Source organism: Streptomyces fructofermentans (genome assembly GCF_014651055.1).
GTDB classification, from domain to species: Bacteria; Actinomycetota; Actinomycetes; order Streptomycetales; family Streptomycetaceae; genus Streptomyces; species Streptomyces fructofermentans.
On sequence record NZ_BMWD01000001.1, the window covers coordinates 295,229 to 310,384 of the forward strand.

At 72.2% G+C, this 15,156-nt stretch carries 10 protein-coding genes; 7 read left to right on the forward strand and 3 right to left on the reverse strand.

Annotation, left to right across the window (positions count from 1 at the left end; genetic code table 11):
- Window positions 1–63: 63 nt before the first annotated feature.
- Together greA and IE265_RS01220 are read right to left on the reverse strand one after the other, a co-directional pair.
- Window positions 64–561, reverse strand: a complete 498-nt coding sequence (gene greA / locus IE265_RS01215; protein ID WP_190033360.1) for a transcription elongation factor GreA — start codon at window positions 559–561, stop codon at window positions 64–66.
- Window positions 562–796: 235 nt separating this feature from the next.
- Window positions 797–1,189 carry a DUF4307 domain-containing protein gene (locus IE265_RS01220; RefSeq protein ID WP_190033361.1) on the reverse strand — a complete coding sequence of 131 codons (393 nt, stop codon included), beginning with the start codon at window positions 1,187–1,189 and terminating at the stop codon, window positions 797–799.
- Window positions 1,190–1,315: 126 nt separating this feature from the next.
- On the opposite strand from IE265_RS01220, the gene mca reads away from it, so the two are divergent.
- Both mca and IE265_RS01230 read left to right on the forward strand, forming a co-directional pair.
- Window positions 1,316–2,197 (forward strand): mycothiol conjugate amidase Mca, encoded by an 882-nt coding sequence (mca, locus tag IE265_RS01225; RefSeq protein WP_190033362.1) that lies wholly within the window; start codon window positions 1,316–1,318, stop codon window positions 2,195–2,197.
- The gene (locus IE265_RS01230) at window positions 2,190–2,438 is read left to right on the forward strand and encodes a hypothetical protein (RefSeq protein WP_190033363.1); all 249 of its coding nucleotides are present in this window, start codon (window positions 2,190–2,192) and stop codon (window positions 2,436–2,438) included. The genes mca and IE265_RS01230 overlap by 8 nt, the downstream gene beginning before the upstream one ends.
- Before the next feature lie 439 nt (window positions 2,439–2,877).
- Here IE265_RS01230 and IE265_RS01235 read toward each other — a convergent pair whose 3' ends face one another.
- Window positions 2,878–6,081: a tetratricopeptide repeat protein gene (locus IE265_RS01235; RefSeq protein WP_190033364.1), complete on the reverse strand. Its 3,204-nt coding sequence runs from the start codon at window positions 6,079–6,081 to the stop codon at window positions 2,878–2,880.
- Between the two features lie 243 nt (window positions 6,082–6,324).
- On the opposite strand from IE265_RS01235, the gene IE265_RS01240 reads away from it, so the two are divergent.
- From IE265_RS01240 to IE265_RS01260, 5 genes are all read left to right on the forward strand, one after another.
- Window positions 6,325–8,355 (forward strand): thioredoxin domain-containing protein, encoded by a 2,031-nt coding sequence (locus tag IE265_RS01240; RefSeq protein WP_190033365.1) that lies wholly within the window; start codon window positions 6,325–6,327, stop codon window positions 8,353–8,355.
- Between the two features lie 201 nt (window positions 8,356–8,556).
- Entirely contained in the window at window positions 8,557–9,819 is a 1,263-nt protein-coding gene (locus tag IE265_RS01245; RefSeq protein ID WP_190033366.1) for a glycosyltransferase, read from the forward strand.
- Entirely contained in the window at window positions 9,816–11,486 is a 1,671-nt protein-coding gene (locus IE265_RS01250) for an ArnT family glycosyltransferase (protein ID WP_190033367.1), read from the forward strand. The genes IE265_RS01245 and IE265_RS01250 overlap by 4 nt, the downstream gene beginning before the upstream one ends.
- A complete protein-coding gene (locus IE265_RS01255) occupies window positions 11,483–12,712 on the forward strand; it encodes a glycosyltransferase (protein ID WP_190033368.1) in 1,230 nt (409 codons plus the stop codon). The genes IE265_RS01250 and IE265_RS01255 overlap by 4 nt, the downstream gene beginning before the upstream one ends.
- Complete coding sequence (locus IE265_RS01260) at window positions 12,712–15,138, forward strand: galactose oxidase early set domain-containing protein (protein ID WP_190033369.1); 2,427 nt, start codon at window positions 12,712–12,714, stop codon at window positions 15,136–15,138. The genes IE265_RS01255 and IE265_RS01260 overlap by 1 nt, the downstream gene beginning before the upstream one ends.
- Window positions 15,139–15,156: the final 18 nt, after the last annotated feature.

Genomic DNA, 15,156 nt, shown 5'->3' on the forward strand with positions numbered 1-15,156 from the left:
CGCAGCGGCGCCGGGGGCCTCATCGGGCGATGTCCCGCCGGGACGGCGGGTCGGACGGAACGCTCAGGCGGCGTACGGCTTGGCCTTGAGGATCTTCACCGAGGCGAGCTTGCCGTTCGGCAGTTCGTACTCGGCGTCCTCGCCGATCTTCTTGCCGTTCACACCGGAGCCGAGCGGGGACTGCGGCGAGTACGTCTCGATGTCGGCGCTCGCGTACTCGCGCGAGGCGAGCAGGAACGTCAGCGTGTCGTCCTCGTCGCCGTCGAAGGCGATGGTCACGACCATGCCGGGCGCCACCGCGCCGCCGGCCGCCGGGGCCTCGCCCACCTTGGCGTTCTCCAGGAGCTGGGTCAGCTGGCGCACGCGGAGCTCCTGCTTGCCCTGCTCCTCCTTGGCCGCGTGGTACCCGCCGTTCTCGCGCAGGTCCCCCTCCTCGCGCGCGGCCGCGATCTTGGCGGCGATCTCCGTGCGCGCAGGACCAGACAGGTGCTCCAGCTCGGCCTTGAGCTGGTTGTACGCCTCCTGGGTCAGCCAGGTGACGTTCTCGCTGGTCTGGGTCACAGGTGCTCCTCGTAGGTACTGGGAATACAAAGCATCGCCCTACCCAGAAGAATGTTCTTTCACGGGTGGGCGAAACCACGAGCCTAACAATTCACGGCGCGAAGGGGGAGGACATAAGCCATCAGAATTACGTAGGCGCAGGCCACGGCGTGGATGGCGGAAGTGACATCCGCCGACGTCGGGCGCGGCCTCCCCGGCCCGCGCCCGCGGGCTTCCGGTCGCGCCGGGCCCGGGGTCAGTCCGCGTGGCAGCCGAGCAGCTCCGCCGTGGTGCCGGGAGCCGTCGTACGGAGGGTGACGACCTTGTCCACACGGGTGGCGTCCTGGTCGAAGCGGAAGTCCGCGCGGCCGACCTCGGTGCCGTCCTCGGCCTGCGAGCGGAGCGTGCAGTAGCCGGTCACCCCGCTGTCCTTGCGGACCTCCAGGTGCACCTCCACCGCGCCGGCCGAGGTGTCGAACGCGATGACCTCGGCGCTGATCCTGTTGCCGCCGACGTAGTGGAAGGCGAAGTACCCGATCAGGGCGAGCAGGGCCGCACCCATGACCGCGCCGATGATCCTGAGCCCGCGGTCGGCGCGCTCGTCCGGGGAACGGCCGTACCGGCCCTCGGGCAGCTGCACCGTACTCATGATCGTCCTCTCCACCGCGCGTGTGCGGGGCCGGGTCCCGGAATTTTTCACCTTCCGGTTCGGTCACTATAGAAGCCGCCGATCGCGCCGTTTCACACAGGGGCGCCGACCTACGAGGATTGAGTCTTGACTGACCAGCTGCGACTGATGGCCGTCCACGCCCACCCCGACGACGAGTCGTCCAAGGGCGCGGCGACCATGGCCAAGTACGTGTCCGAGGGGGTGGACGTGCTGGTGGTGACCTGCACGGGCGGGGAGCGCGGCTCCATCCTCAACCCGAAGCTGCAGGGCGACAAGTACGTCGAGGAGCACATCCACGAGGTGCGCAAGAAGGAGATGGACGAGGCCCGCGAGATCCTCGGCGTCGAGCAGGAGTGGCTCGGTTTCGTGGACTCGGGCCTGCCGGAGGGCGACCCGCTGCCGCCGCTCCCCGAGGGCTGCTTCGCGCTGGAGGACGTCGACAAGGCGGCCGGCGAGCTGGTGCGCAAGATCCGCGCGTTCCGTCCCCAGGTGATCACCACCTACGACGAGAACGGCGGCTACCCGCACCCCGACCACATCATGACCCACAGGATCTCGATGGTGGCGTTCGAGGGGGCCGTGGACACCGAGAAGTACCCGGAGCAGGAATTCGGCCCGGCCTTCCGGCCGCAGAAGCTCTACTACAACCAGGGCTTCAACCGCCCGCGCACCGAGGCGCTGCACAACGCCATGCTGGAGCGGGGACTGGAGTCGCCGTACGCGGACTGGCTGAAGCGCTGGGACGAGTTCGAGCGCACCGAGCGCACCCTGACGACGCACGTGCCCTGCGCCGACTTCTACGAGATCCGCGACAAGGCCCTGATCGCCCACGCCACGCAGATCGACCCCGACGGGGGCTGGTTCCGCGTGCCGATGGACGTCCAGAAGAAGGTCTGGCCGACGGAGGAGTACGAACTCGCGAAGTCCCTCGTCGCCACCGCCCTCCCCGAGGACGACCTCTTCGCGGGCATCCGCGACAATGCCTGACATGAGCGCAAGCCTGGCACTGACGCACCTCGTCCCCCTCGCCAAGGAGGTCGACGAGAACAAGGTCACCCCCGGCGTCCTCGGCTTCATCGTCTTCGCGGTGATGGCCCTGGCCGTGTGGGGGCTGATGAAGAGCATGAACCGGCACATGGGGAAGGTCGACTTCAAGGAGGCCCCCGAGCCGGGCGCCTCCGACGAGGCGGTCCCCTCCGGCGGCAAGGCCTCGCCCGCCAAGGGCTGAACGTCCGGCCGCGGCACGGCGAAGGCGCGAGGCGCCCGGCATCGGCGGCGCCGGACGCGGCGCCTCGGTCCGCCGCCGCGGACGCACCGCTCTGCCCGCCCCGCGCCCGCCCCGCGCCCGCCCCGCCCCGCCCCGTACCGACGGCGTCCGGCGCGGGCGCGGCGGCCGTGCGGCACGCCGTCGGTCCGGGGCGCGGTCGGGACCACACGTGATCCCCGACGCGGGCGCCGGCTCCCGCCGTGCCGGTCGCGCCGCCGCCCCTGACGGTCGCGGCGCCGGGAGTCCGTCGTCCGGGCCGTGGGTCGTCCGGGCCGTGGGTCGACGGGGCCGCGGGACCGACCCGTGGGCGCCGTCCGGGGCGGCCGGACCAAGGGCGCGGCCTGACCAAGGGCGCGGCCTGACCAAAGGCGTCGACGGACCGCGCCGCCGCCCGTGCGGCCTACGCTCGCCGGGCCGTCACGGGGACGCCCATGACCTCCCGGGCGTGTCGGTTCGGGACCATGCCCAGGCGCCAGGCCTGCCAGCCCGCGTCGAGGTCGACGCCGCGCGCCAGCAGCAACTGGTACGCCTGGATGCAGTCGTCGAGCTTGCCGTCACGGGCCGGATGACCGGTGCGGGACAACTGGGACAGCTCCTCCTGGGCGACGGCCCCGCCGACCTCGGCGCCACCGGGAGAGGCGTACGGCAGGAGCGTGCAGCGCAGGAAGCGCGCCCAGTCCCCGCCGCGGCGGTCGCCGTACGAGGCGAAGAGCGAGGACGCCTCGTCGCACAGGTCCAGCGCCGACTGGGTCCGGGCGTTGCCCGCGTCCACCACCGCCAGCTCCAGACAGGTCCAGGCCTCGCCGTGGGCGACGCCGATCCGCTGGAAGTCGGCCCGCGCGTCCACCAGGAGCTGCCGGGCGAACCCCGAGTTCCGCAGCGAGCCGGTCTGCGCGGCCCGCTGGTCGCGCGTCACCCGTGCCGAGTGGTGGCGTGCGCACGCCAACCCGTACACGTCCCGGATGCGCGAGAACATCGTCCGTGAGCGCTCCAGTTCACGCACCGCGTGGTCGAGGTTGCCTGTCTCCTCCAGCGCCTGGCCCAGGTAGTAGACGGTCCACGCCTCGCCGCGGGAGTCCTCGTTCTCCCGGTGGCGCGAGGCCGCCTGGCGCAGGCCGTCCACGGCGGGCGAGGGGTCCCCGTCGACCAGCCTGGCCCTGGCCAGCTGGGTCAGGGCCCAGGCCTCGCCGCGCGGGTCGCGGGTGCGGCCGTACAGATCCAGGGCCTCCCGCAGCTCGGACTCGGCGCGCGGCACGTCCCCCATCCGCAGGCCGAGCTGCCCGAGCTGGAAGTGCGCCCAGGCCTCGCCGTGCACGGACTCGCCCTCGCGGTGCAGGACCAGCGCCCGGGTCAGCAGGTCCAGGGCCTCGCCGAGACGCGCCCGGTCCCGCTCCACGGCGGCCAGCGCGTGCATCGTCCACGCGCGGTCCGCCGCGAGGCCCGGCGAGGCCTGGAGGTCCAGGGCCTCCTGGAGCCTGGCCGCCGCCTCGGTGAGACTGCCCTGGTGGTGCAGGGTGATCCCCAGGGAGCACAGGGCCCGGGCCGCGCCCGCGTCGTGATGGGCCTCGAAGTAGAGGTCGACCACCGAGGTCAGGGTCGTCCGGGCCTTGTCGAGCTCGCCGAGCTGGCGGGCCGCGATACCGGTGCGCCACTGCACCGAGCGCATCAGCAGGCCCTGGTCGACGGCCTGCGTCAGCTCGCTGATCTCGCCGAGGCGGTAGAGGTCGCCGCGCAGCAGGCAGTAGTCGCACAGCGCGCCGAGCAGATGGAGCACCGCCCCCTGGTCGACGCCCTCCGCGTGCCGCAGCGCCGCCGTGATGAAGCTCGACTCGTCGTCCAGCCAGCGCAGGGCCGCGTCCAGCGAGGTGAAGCCGTGCGGGCCGAACTGGTCGGCGCGGGTGGACGTCTTGCCGTCGACCAGGCGGATCACCGAGTCGGCGAGTTCCGCGTAGTTCACGATGAGGCGTTCCTGCGCGGCCGTGCGCTCGGACGGCTCCTCCTCGTCCAGCAGCCGCGCCTGGGCGAACGCCCGCACCAGGTCGTGCAGGCGGTAGCGGCTGCCCCGGACATGGTCGATCAGACCGGCGCGGGACAGCGCCTCCAGATGGCGGGTCGCCTCCGGCTCGTCCGTGGCGAGCAGGGCCGCGGCGGCCGCCGCGCCCAGGGACGCCCGGCCCGCGAGAGCGAGCCGTCGCAGCAGCCGTCTCGCGGTGTCCGACTGGTCCGTGTAGCGCAGCCACAGCACCCGCTCGACCGGTTCGACCGGACCGTAGGCCGCCAGGTCGGCGGCGAGCGTGCGTGGGGTGCGCGGCCCGAGGGAGGAGCCCGCCATGCGCAGCGCCAGCGGCAGGCCGCCGCACAACTCCCGTATGCGTTCGCACGATTCGGCGTCGTACGGTGACGAGGAGTCCTGCGCCGCGGCGTTCAGCAGTTCCTCGGCGCCCGGTTCGGCGAGCGGCTCGACCGCGAGCTGGTGCACCCAGGCGGGCAGATCGGCCGGCAGGTCGAGGGGCTTGCGGGCGGTGACCACGACGAGGCTGTCGGAGCGCTCGGGCACCAGGGTGCGCACCTGCTCCACATCGCTCGCGTCGTCCAGCACGATCGTCACGGGCAGGCCCGTCAGGTGCTGGTGGTACAGCTCGGCGAGGCGCCTGACCTGCTGGTCCTGCGAGGAGCGCTCACGGAACAGCAGCTGCTCACGGGGTGCGCCGAGCCGGTTGAGCAGATGCAGCAGCGCGTCGCGGGTGGACAGGGGCGACTCCTCCGGGCTGTCGCCGCGCAGGTCCACCACGCAGGCGCCGCGGAACTGGTCCTTCAGCTCGTGGGCCGCGCGTACGGCGAGCGTGCTGCGGCCGGAGCCGGGCGCGCCGTGCAGCACGACGACCGTCGGTCTGGTCTCGGTGCTCGCGCGCGCCGCGTGCACCCACTGCGTGACCCGCTGCAGCTCCTGGCGACGGCCCGCGAACGGGCCCGCCGGCTCCGGGAGTTGGCCGAAGGACTGCTCCAGGACACTGCGCCTGCGCGCCGCCGCGCTCTTGTCCGTGCGGCGCAGCTGGGGAGCGCCCTTCTTCGCGCCGGTCGTCGCGCTGAGCACGCGCTGCTGGTCGACGAACGGGCGGACACCCCGCACCTCGAGCGCGGTCAGCCACGCGAGGCGCAGCTGCTCCGGGCCGCCCGGCCGGCTCAGGGCGCCCGCCCGGCGGCTCGCCGCCGGCAGATGGGACGCGGTCACCCGGGCCACGGTGGCGGCGGCCCCCGCGACGCCGACGACCGCCGCGGCGCCCACCGCGGTGCCGGCGCCGGTGCCGAGCGCCAGGTCCGCGACACCGGCGGCGAGCGCGGCGACGGCCGCCACCAGCAGGGGGGTTCCGGCGCCCTCGCGCGCGTAGCGCTGCCCGAAGGTCAGCCGGCTGGCCTCCGCCTCGTCCAGTGCCGCCGTATAGGCCTCGTACTCCTCCGCGGCCGTCTGCGCCATCGTGTCCAGGGAGGCCCGGGCCCGTGCCAGCAGCCCGCTTCCGTCGGTCCGCCCGCCCGACCGGCGGACCTCCTCCTCCACGGCCCGGGCCAACAGCTGTTCGGCCTCGGCCCGATGGCGCTCCCGCATCTCGCGTCCCCCTCCGACGGCAACGGCTTTCCCGGTCAAGTGTCCTGCGGACGCGGGGGGAAGGCGAGAGAGCCTCCGGCCCGCCCCGAGCCCCTCACGGCGACCGCACCGACTCCTCACCTACCCGTGCCGGGAGCCGGTGATCCGCTCCGGGGCCGGGGTGTTCCGCGCGGGTCCCGGGTGATCCACGCCGGGCAGGGGCGATCCGCGCCGCCCCGCGGGTACTGCGGCAGGATGGACCCCATGCCGAACCGACTGGCCCATGAGACGTCCCCCTACCTCCTCCAGCACGCGGACAACCCGGTGGACTGGTGGCCCTGGTCGGCCGAGGCCTTCGAGGAAGCGCGCAGGAGCGGCAGGCCGGTCCTGCTGAGCGTCGGGTACAGCAGCTGCCACTGGTGCCACGTGATGGCCCACGAGTCCTTCGAGGACGAGGAGACCGCCGCCTACCTCAACGCCCACTTCGTCAGCGTCAAGGTCGACCGGGAGGAGCGGCCGGACGTCGACGCCGTCTACATGGAGGCCGTGCAGGCGGCGACCGGGCAGGGCGGCTGGCCCATGACCGTCTTCCTGACGGCCGACGCCGAACCGTTCTACTTCGGCACCTACTTCCCGCCCGAGTCCCGGCACGGCATGCCCTCGTTCCGGCAGGTGCTGGAGGGCGTGCGGAGCGCGTGGACCGACCGGCGCGACGAGGTCGCCGAGGTGGCCGGGAAGATCGTGCGCGACCTCGCCGGACGGGAGATCGGGTTCGGCGACTCCCGGCCGCCCGGCGAGGAGGAGCTGGCGCAGGCGCTGCTCGGACTCACCCGGGACTACGACGCCACGCACGGCGGCTTCGGCGGGGCGCCCAAGTTCCCGCCGTCCATGGTCGTGGAGTTCCTGCTGCGCCACCACGCCCGCACCGGGTCGGAGGGGGCGCTGCAGATGGCGTCCGACACCTGCGAGCGGATGGCCCGCGGCGGCCTCTACGACCAGCTCGGCGGCGGCTTCGCCCGCTACTCGGTGGACCGCGAGTGGCGGGTGCCGCACTTCGAGAAGATGCTGTACGACAACGCGCTGCTGTGCCGGGTGTACGCGCACCTGTGGCGGGCCACCGGTTCGGAGCTCGCCCGCCGGGTCGCCCTGGAGACCGCCGACTTCATGGTCGGCGAACTGCGCACGGCCGAGGGCGGGTTCGCCTCCGCGCTCGACGCCGACAGCGACGACGGCTCGGGACGGCACGTCGAGGGCGCGTACTACGTCTGGACGCCCGGGCAGCTCGGCGAGGTACTGGGCGACGAGGACGGGCGGCTCGCCGCCCGGTACTACGGGGTGACCGAGGAGGGCACCTTCGAGGAGGGCGCCTCGGTCCTGCAACTCCCCCAGCAGGAAGCCGTGTTCGACGCCGCCGCGCTGGCCTCGGTGCGCGGGCGGCTGCTCGCGGCGCGGGCCGGGCGCCCGGCACCCGGCCGGGACGACAAGGTCGTGGCCGCCTGGAACGGGCTGGCCGTCGCCGCGCTGGCCGAGACCGGCGCGTACTTCGACCGGCCCGATCTGGTCGACGCGGCGCTCGGCGCGGCCGACCTCCTCGTCCGGGTCCACCTGGACGAGCACGCCCGCCTCGCCCGTACCAGCAAGGACGGCCGGGCCGGCGCCAACGCGGGGGTGCTGGAGGACTACGCGGACGTGGCGGAGGGGTTCCTCGCGCTGGCCTCGGTGACCGGCGAGGGCGTCTGGCTGGAATTCGCCGGCTTCCTGCTCGACCATGTCCTCGTCCGGTTCACCGACGGGGAGTCGGGTGCGCTGTACGACACGGCCGCCGACGCCGAGCGGCTCATCCGCCGCCCGCAGGACCCGACGGACAACGCCACGCCGTCCGGTTGGAGCGCCGCCGCCGGCGCGCTGCTGAGCTACGCGGCGCAGACCGGCTCCGAGCCCCATCGCACGGCCGCCGAAAGGGCGTTGGGGGTCGTCACGGCGCTCGCGCCGCGCGCCCCGCGCTTCGTCGGCTGGGGCCTGGCCACCGCGGAGGCGCTGCTGGACGGACCGCGCGAGGTCGCCGTCGTGGGACCGGCCGACGCACCGGCCACCCGGGAGCTCCACCGGGCGGCCCTGCTGGCCACCGCGCCCGGGGCGGTCGTCGCCGTGGGCACTCCGGAGAGTGACGAACTCCCGCTGCTCGCGGACCGGCCACTCGTGAACGGAGAACCGGCCGCGTATGTCTGCCGGAACTTCACCTGTGACGCACCCACGACCGATGTCGACCGCCTGCGGGCCGCGTTGGGGCGCTGAGCAGGTGAGACAGCCCGTGTGATGACTCATCATGTGCGCACGTGTTCGGATAAGTCCCGCAAGGCGACCGACCATTCCGAAACACGCTATTTATCAGAACAGCTCCCGGACTTCACAGTTCCCACCTAGTGTCTCCACCGGACGCGACAGGAGTGACTCACTGTCGCGACAGGGGGTTTCAGGGATCTGGGGGGATCTTTTGTGCTGACGTCTGTCTTCATCGCTGCCGTTTCACTTGCGCTCTTCTGGATGGCGGCCTTCACCCTGTGGTGGCAGATGCACGCGTGGCGTACGCCCGAAGTGCTCGCCTCCACCCGGTTCGGCAGACCGGACGGGGGCGAGCAGCTCTCGTTCTCGCTGCTGCTGCCGGCCCGTCACGAACAGGCCGTGCTCGACCACACGATCCAGCGCCTGCTGGAGTCCGGGCACGACGACTTCGAGATCATCGTGATCGTGGGACACGACGACCCGGACACCGCCGAGGTGGCCCGGAGCGCGGAGGCGCGCGACCCGCGGGTGCGGGTCGTCGTCGACACCCACGAGAGGAAGAACAAGCCCAGGGCCATGAACACGGCGCTGCCGCACTGCCGCGGTGACGTCGTCGGGGTCTTCGACGCCGAGGACCAGGTCCACCCCGAGCTGCTCGCGCACGTCGACCACGCGTTCCGGTCCACCGGCGCCGACGTCGTCCAGGGCGGCGTCCAGCTCATCAACTTCCACTCCAGCTGGTACAGCCTGCGCAACTGCCTGGAGTACTTCTTCTGGTTCCGCTCCCGGCTGCACCTGCACGCGCAGAAAGGTTTCATACCGCTGGGCGGCAACACCGTCTTCGTGCGTACCGCGGTGCTGCGGGAGGCCGGCGGCTGGGACCCCGACTGCCTCGCCGAGGACTGCGACCTGGGCGTCCGGCTCTCCAGCGTCGGCAAGAAGGTCGTCGTCGCGTACGACTCCGACATGGTGACCAGGGAGGAGACCCCCGGCAGCCTCATGTCGCTGCTCAAGCAGCGCACACGGTGGAACCAGGGCTTCCTCCAGGTCTACCGGAAGAAGGACTGGAAGCAGCTCCCGGGCTTCGGGCAGCGGCTGCTGGCCCGCTACACGCTGATGACGCCGTACCTCCAGGCCGTCTCCGGCGTCATCATCCCGCTGAACGTCGCCGTCGCGCTGTTCCTCGACGTGCCGGTCGGCATCGCCTTCATCACCTTCCTGCCGGCCGTCACGGCGTTCGTCACGTTCGTCTTCGAACTCGTCGGACTGCACGACTTCGGCAAGCAGTACGGGCTTCGTGTGCGCTTCGTCCACTACCTGAAGCTGGTCGCCGGCGGCCCCTTCTACCAGGTGCTCCTCGCCGGTGCGGCCGTCCGAGCCGTGTGGCGCGAGCAACGAGGCCGCAGGGACTGGGAGTTGACCAGTCATGTCGGCGCGCATCTCACCGAAGTGACCCGAGAGGACGTTCCTGCGTGACCTCCACCCTTCCCGCGGTGACCACGTCGAAGGTCCCCGCGCAGCGGACTCCTGCACCCAAAACCGGTTCGACCCGTCGAACGCGCCCGTCGCGGCTGCGCGCCTCCCGCCCCGACCTCGTCCTGTGCGCGGTCCTCCTGGTGGCCGTCATGACCGTGCAGGGCTGGAACATCGCCGACTATCCGGCGCTCAGCGACGACGAGGGCACCTACCTCGCCCAGGCCTGGGCCGTGCAGCAGGGCGAGGGGCTCGCCCACTACACGTACTGGTACGACCATCCGCCCCTCGGCTGGATACAGATAGCCCTGCTGACCTGGATACCGTCGCTCATCAGCCCCGAGTCGATGACGGTCGGCCCGATGCGGATCGTGATGCTCCTCGTCGGCGCCGCCAGTGCCGTGCTCGTCTACGTGCTGTCCCGCCGGCTGTCGCTGCCGCGCTGGGCGGCAGGGCTCGCGATGCTGCTCTTCGGGCTGTCGCCGCTGTCGGTGGTCCTCCAGCGGGAGATCTTCCTCGACAACATCGCGGTGATGTGGACGCTGCTCGCGTTCTGCCTCGCCGCCTCCCCGAGCCGCCACCTGTGGCACCACTTCGCGGCGGGCATCGCCGCGGCGGCCGCGGTCCTCACCAAGGAGACGATGCTCGTCGTCCTGCCCGCCCTGATGGTCACCATGTGGCGCCACAGCCACCGGGACACCCGCAAGTTCGCCCTCACCGGGGCCGTCACCGCCTGCGTGCTGATCGGCCTGTCGTACCCCCTGTTCGCGCTCCTCAAGGGCGAGTTGCTCCCCGGCGCGGGCCACGTCTCGCTCTGGGACGGGCTCGTGTACCAGATGACGAGGCCCGGTTCGGGGTTCATCCTCGACCCGGGCTCCGGCTCGCACGGGGTCCTCAGGTCCTGGCTGTACTACGACCGCGTCCTGCCGCTCGGCGGCCTCGCCGGAGCCCTGCTGCTCCTGGTCACCCGGCGCAGGTCGGTCACCGCGAAGGCCCTCGCCGGACCGGCCCTCACCGTGGCGATCCTCGCCCTGGTGGCCATGCGGCCGACCGGCTACCTGCCCGCGATGTACGTCATCCAGGCCCTGCCGTTCCTCGCGATCGTCCTCGCCGCGGGCGCGGCGAGCGTCACCCACGCGGTGCTGCGCGTGCGGGGCGGCCGTGGGGCGGAGAAGGAGTACGTCACCCGGGCGCGCTACGCGGTCCTGGCGCTGCTCGTCGCGGCCTCGGCGGCGTACGTCGTCCCCCGCTGGTACGACGGCGACCGCACCGCGGTCACCGCCGACGCCAACGCGCCCTACCGGGCGGCGTCCCGGTGGCTGGCCACCGAGGTCGAACACCCCGAGGACACCCGGGTGCTGGTCGACGACGCGCTCTGGCTGGACCTCGTGCACGCCGGATACCGGCCCGGCCTCGGCGCGATCTGGTTCTACAAGGCCGATCTCGACCCCGCGGTGACCAGGACGATGCCGCGCGGCTGGCGCGACCTCGACTACGTCGTCGCCTCCCCGACGGTCCGCCGTGACGCGGTCGACCTGCCCAACGTCCGCCGGGCGATGGAGCATTCCACGCCCGTCGCCACCTTCGGCGAGGGCGAGGACCGCATCGAGATCCGCCGGATCGACAGCACGGCGGGCACCGCGCACACGAGCACCGGAGGCAACCGATGACGTACGAGTCCACCGTCCCCGGAGAACTCGGCGACCCGGCGGTACGCGCCGTCGAGGTGCCCGAGCCCGGTGCCGTCACCGTCGTCGTGCCGACCTTCAACGAGTCGGCCAACATCCGTGAACTGCTGCGCCGCATCACGGAGTCGGTGCCCGCGCGGCTGCCCTGCGAGGTCGTCTTCGTCGACGACTCCACGGACGACACCCCCGAGGTGATCCGCGACGCCGCGCGGGACTGCCCGTACCCCGTGACGGTCCTGCACCGGGACGTCCCGACGGGCGGGCTCGGCGGCGCGGTCGTCGAGGGCATGCGGGCCGCGACGTCCGAGTGGATCGTCGTCATGGACGGCGACCTCCAGCATCCGCCCTCGCTGGTGCCCGAACTGGTCGCCGCCGGTGAACGCACCCCCGCCGGACTCGTCGTGGCCTCCCGCTACATCAAGGGCGGCAGCCGCGCCGGGCTCGCGGGCGGCTACCGCATCGCCGTCTCGCGCGGCGCGACCTGGCTGACGAAGGCGCTGTTCCCGCGCAGGCTGCGGGGCATCAGCGACCCGATGAGCGGCTTCTTCGCGATCCGCCGCAGCGCCGTCACCGCCGACGTGCTGAAGCCCCTCGGCTACAAGATCCTGCTGGAGACGGCCGTACGCGCCCGCCCCCGGCAGGTCACCGAGGTGCCGTTCGTCTTCCAGGACCGCTTCGCCGGCGAGTCCAAGTCGAGCGCCAAGGAGGGAATGCGCTTCCTGCGGCACCTCGCGGGACTGCGCACCGCCTCACCCGTCGCGCGGATGGTCGTCTTCGGGCTGATCGGCGCCACCGGGTTCCTGCCCAACCTCACCGCGCTGTGGGCCCTGACGTCCGCCGGGATGCACTACCTGCCCGCCGAGATCGTGGCCAACCAGTTCGGGGTGGCCTGGAACTTCCTGCTCATCGAGCACCTGTGCTTCAGGGACCGCAGGCGGTACCGGCACTGGTGGGACAGGGCGGGCCGGTTCGCGCTGCTCGCCAACGCCGACCTGGTCCTGCGCATCCCGCTGATCGCCCTGCTCGTCGGCCGGGCCGGCCTGGACGCGCTCACCGCCACGGCCCTCGCCCTGGTGACGACCTTCGTGCTGCGTTTCGTCAGCACGGAGGCACTGGTCTACCTGCCGCGGAAGGGAGGGCGCGCCGGACACACGGCGGCCGGGGAGGGCCGTCGCGCACGGAGCCGCAGAACTGGGAGAACGAGCTGATGTTCAGACGACACACCCGCCCCGGACGCCGGACGATCCTGCTGACGGTGGGAGCCCTCACCGCGGGACTGCTCCTCACCACCCCGCAGCCGGCCTCGGCCGCCAACCTCGTGAAGAACCCCGGATTCGAGACCGCCGGCACGGACGGCATGCCCTACTGCTGGGAGAGGTCCGGCTGGGGCGACAACGACTTCACCTTCACCACCGTCGCGGACGCCCACTCCGGTTCCAGGGCGATGAAGGTCGAGCTGACCCGCCGCGCCGACGGCGACCGCAAGGCCCTCATCACGGAGTCCGCCGCGTGCGCGCCGGTCGTCTCCGTCGGCAGGCAGTACGACCTCGGGCTCTGGTACAGGTCGACGACCCCGGACACCTCGCTCACGCTCTTCCGGCACGACACGACGGCCGGCTGGCAGTACTGGACCGACCTCAAGACCCTCCCGATCAGCGCGGGCTGGTCCGAGGCGACCGTCCGCACCCCCGAGGTGCCGGCGGGCACGGACCGCATCAGCTGGGGCGTCTCCGTCTACGGCACCGGCTCCGTGACGACGGACGACTACACGATGGACCAGGTCGCGGACCCCGTGCCCGAGCCCGTCTGCACGGGCACGGCCGAGGAGTGCGCCGACGGCCGCTGGGACGTGCTGCCCACGCAGAACCCGGTGCGGTCCATGCACTCCGTCGTCCTCAGGAACGGAAAGGTCCTGCTCATCGCGGGATCGGGGAACAGCGAGGAGATGTTCGAGGCGGGCACCTTCACCTCGGCGGTCTACGACCCGGCGAACGGCACGTACAAGCAGATCCCCACGCCCGACGACATGTTCTGCTCGGGCCATGTGCAGCTCGACGACGGGCGCGTGCTGGTGATGAGCGGCAACAAGGGCTACCCGTCCGCGGACGGCACCGTCGGCTACCAGGGCTACAAGGACTCGTACCTCTTCGACCCGGTCACCGAGACGTACAGCAGGACGAACGACATGAACGACGGGCACTGGTACCCGTCGGCGACGATCCTCGGCAACGGCGACGTCATCTCCTTCGGCGGACTGAAGGAGGACTCGACCGGGTCGGTGACGGCCGAGCTCTGGTCGGACGCCGCGAACAAGTGGCTGCCGCTGTGGCAGGTGAACCAGACCTGGTCGTACTGGGGCCTGTACCCGTCGATGATCCTCATGCAGGACGGGCGGCTCTTCTACTCGGGCAGCCACACGTTCGGCAACAACATCCCCGGCACCGGCTCCGCGGTCTACGACTACGCCGCCAACACCGTCACCGAGGTGCCCGGACTGCGCCGCAAGGACGAGCGCGACCAGTCCGCGAGCGTGCTGCTGCCGCCCGCCCAGGACCAGAAGGTGCTCACCATCGGCGGGGGCAACATCGACTCGAACCCCGACGCGAACCGGCTGACCGACATCATCGACCTCAAGCAGGCAGACCCCGCGTACACGGCGGGTCCGCCGCTCCCGCAGGGCACGGTCGACCTCGGAGGCGGCGCGGTCCCGCAGACCGGCGGCCAGGGCAAGATGTACGTGTCCGCCGTGCTGCTGCCCGACGGCAAGGTCCTGGAGACCGGCGGCGCCCTGCACAACCGGGCCGACCCGGTGTACGAGACGTCGATCTTCGACCCGGCCACGGAGACCTTCGACCCGGTGGCCGCGGACCCGGAGGCACGCGGCTACCACTCGTCGGCGTTCCTGCTGCCGGACGGCCGCGTGATGGCCACGGGCGACAACCCGGGCAACGGCTCCTGGAACCACGACGTCTCCCTCTACACCCCGCCCTACCTCCTGAAGGGCCCGCGGCCCGACATCACCTCGGTGATCGACAAGGAGTGGGTGTACGGGGACACCCAGCGCATCACGGTCGACCGGCCCATCGCGAAGGCCGAGCTGATCCGCCCGGCCGCGGTGACGCACTCGTCCGACCCCAACCAGCGCTTCGTGGACCTGCCGCTGTCGGTCGACGGCGACAACGTCGACCTCAATGTGACGAGCAACCCGAACCTCGCGCCCCCCGGCTGGTACATGCTCTTCGCCGTGGACGCGAACGGGGTGCCCTCGGTCGCCGAGTGGGTCCACCTCCAGGGTCCGTCCGCCCTCGCGGCCGCCTCCGGCGACACCGCGGCGGCGCACGTCCACTCCTTCGCCGACGCCCTGGAGGGGGATGTCGACGGGCCCGGCAGGAAGCGGGCCTCCGTCGAGGTCGATCCGGCCGTCGCGGGCTGCGACCGGCACTACGGCTCCGCCAACGTCTGCGTGCCGACGGTCTTCCCGGCCGAGGTGGGGAAGACGGCGGCGTCGCGCTGCGCCTGGCTGAAGGCGAACGACTACGGCCGCCTGAGGATCAACGGGAAGGACGACCCGCTGCGCCTGGACCGCGACAGGGACGGGGTAGCCTGCGGCAAGGGGGACACCAGGAAGCGCTAGCGCCCCGCCCCGCCGCGC

What these genes read in the sequence shown, in the direction of transcription:
- IE265_RS01230 (WP_190033363.1), top strand. Translation starts at nt 2,190, where the DNA reads ATGCCTGACATGAGCGCAAGCCTGGCACTGACGCACCTCGTCCCCCTC.
- IE265_RS01255 (WP_190033368.1), top strand. Translation starts at nt 11,483, where the DNA reads ATGACGTACGAGTCCACCGTCCCCGGAGAACTCGGCGACCCGGCGGTA.
- IE265_RS01235 (WP_190033364.1), bottom strand. Translation starts at nt 6,081, where the DNA reads ATGCGGGAGCGCCATCGGGCCGAGGCCGAACAGCTGTTGGCCCGGGCC.
- IE265_RS01260 (WP_190033369.1), top strand. Translation starts at nt 12,712, where the DNA reads ATGTTCAGACGACACACCCGCCCCGGACGCCGGACGATCCTGCTGACG.
- IE265_RS01220 (WP_190033361.1), bottom strand. Translation starts at nt 1,189, where the DNA reads ATGAGTACGGTGCAGCTGCCCGAGGGCCGGTACGGCCGTTCCCCGGAC.
- IE265_RS01240 (WP_190033365.1), top strand. Translation starts at nt 6,325, where the DNA reads ATGCCGAACCGACTGGCCCATGAGACGTCCCCCTACCTCCTCCAGCAC.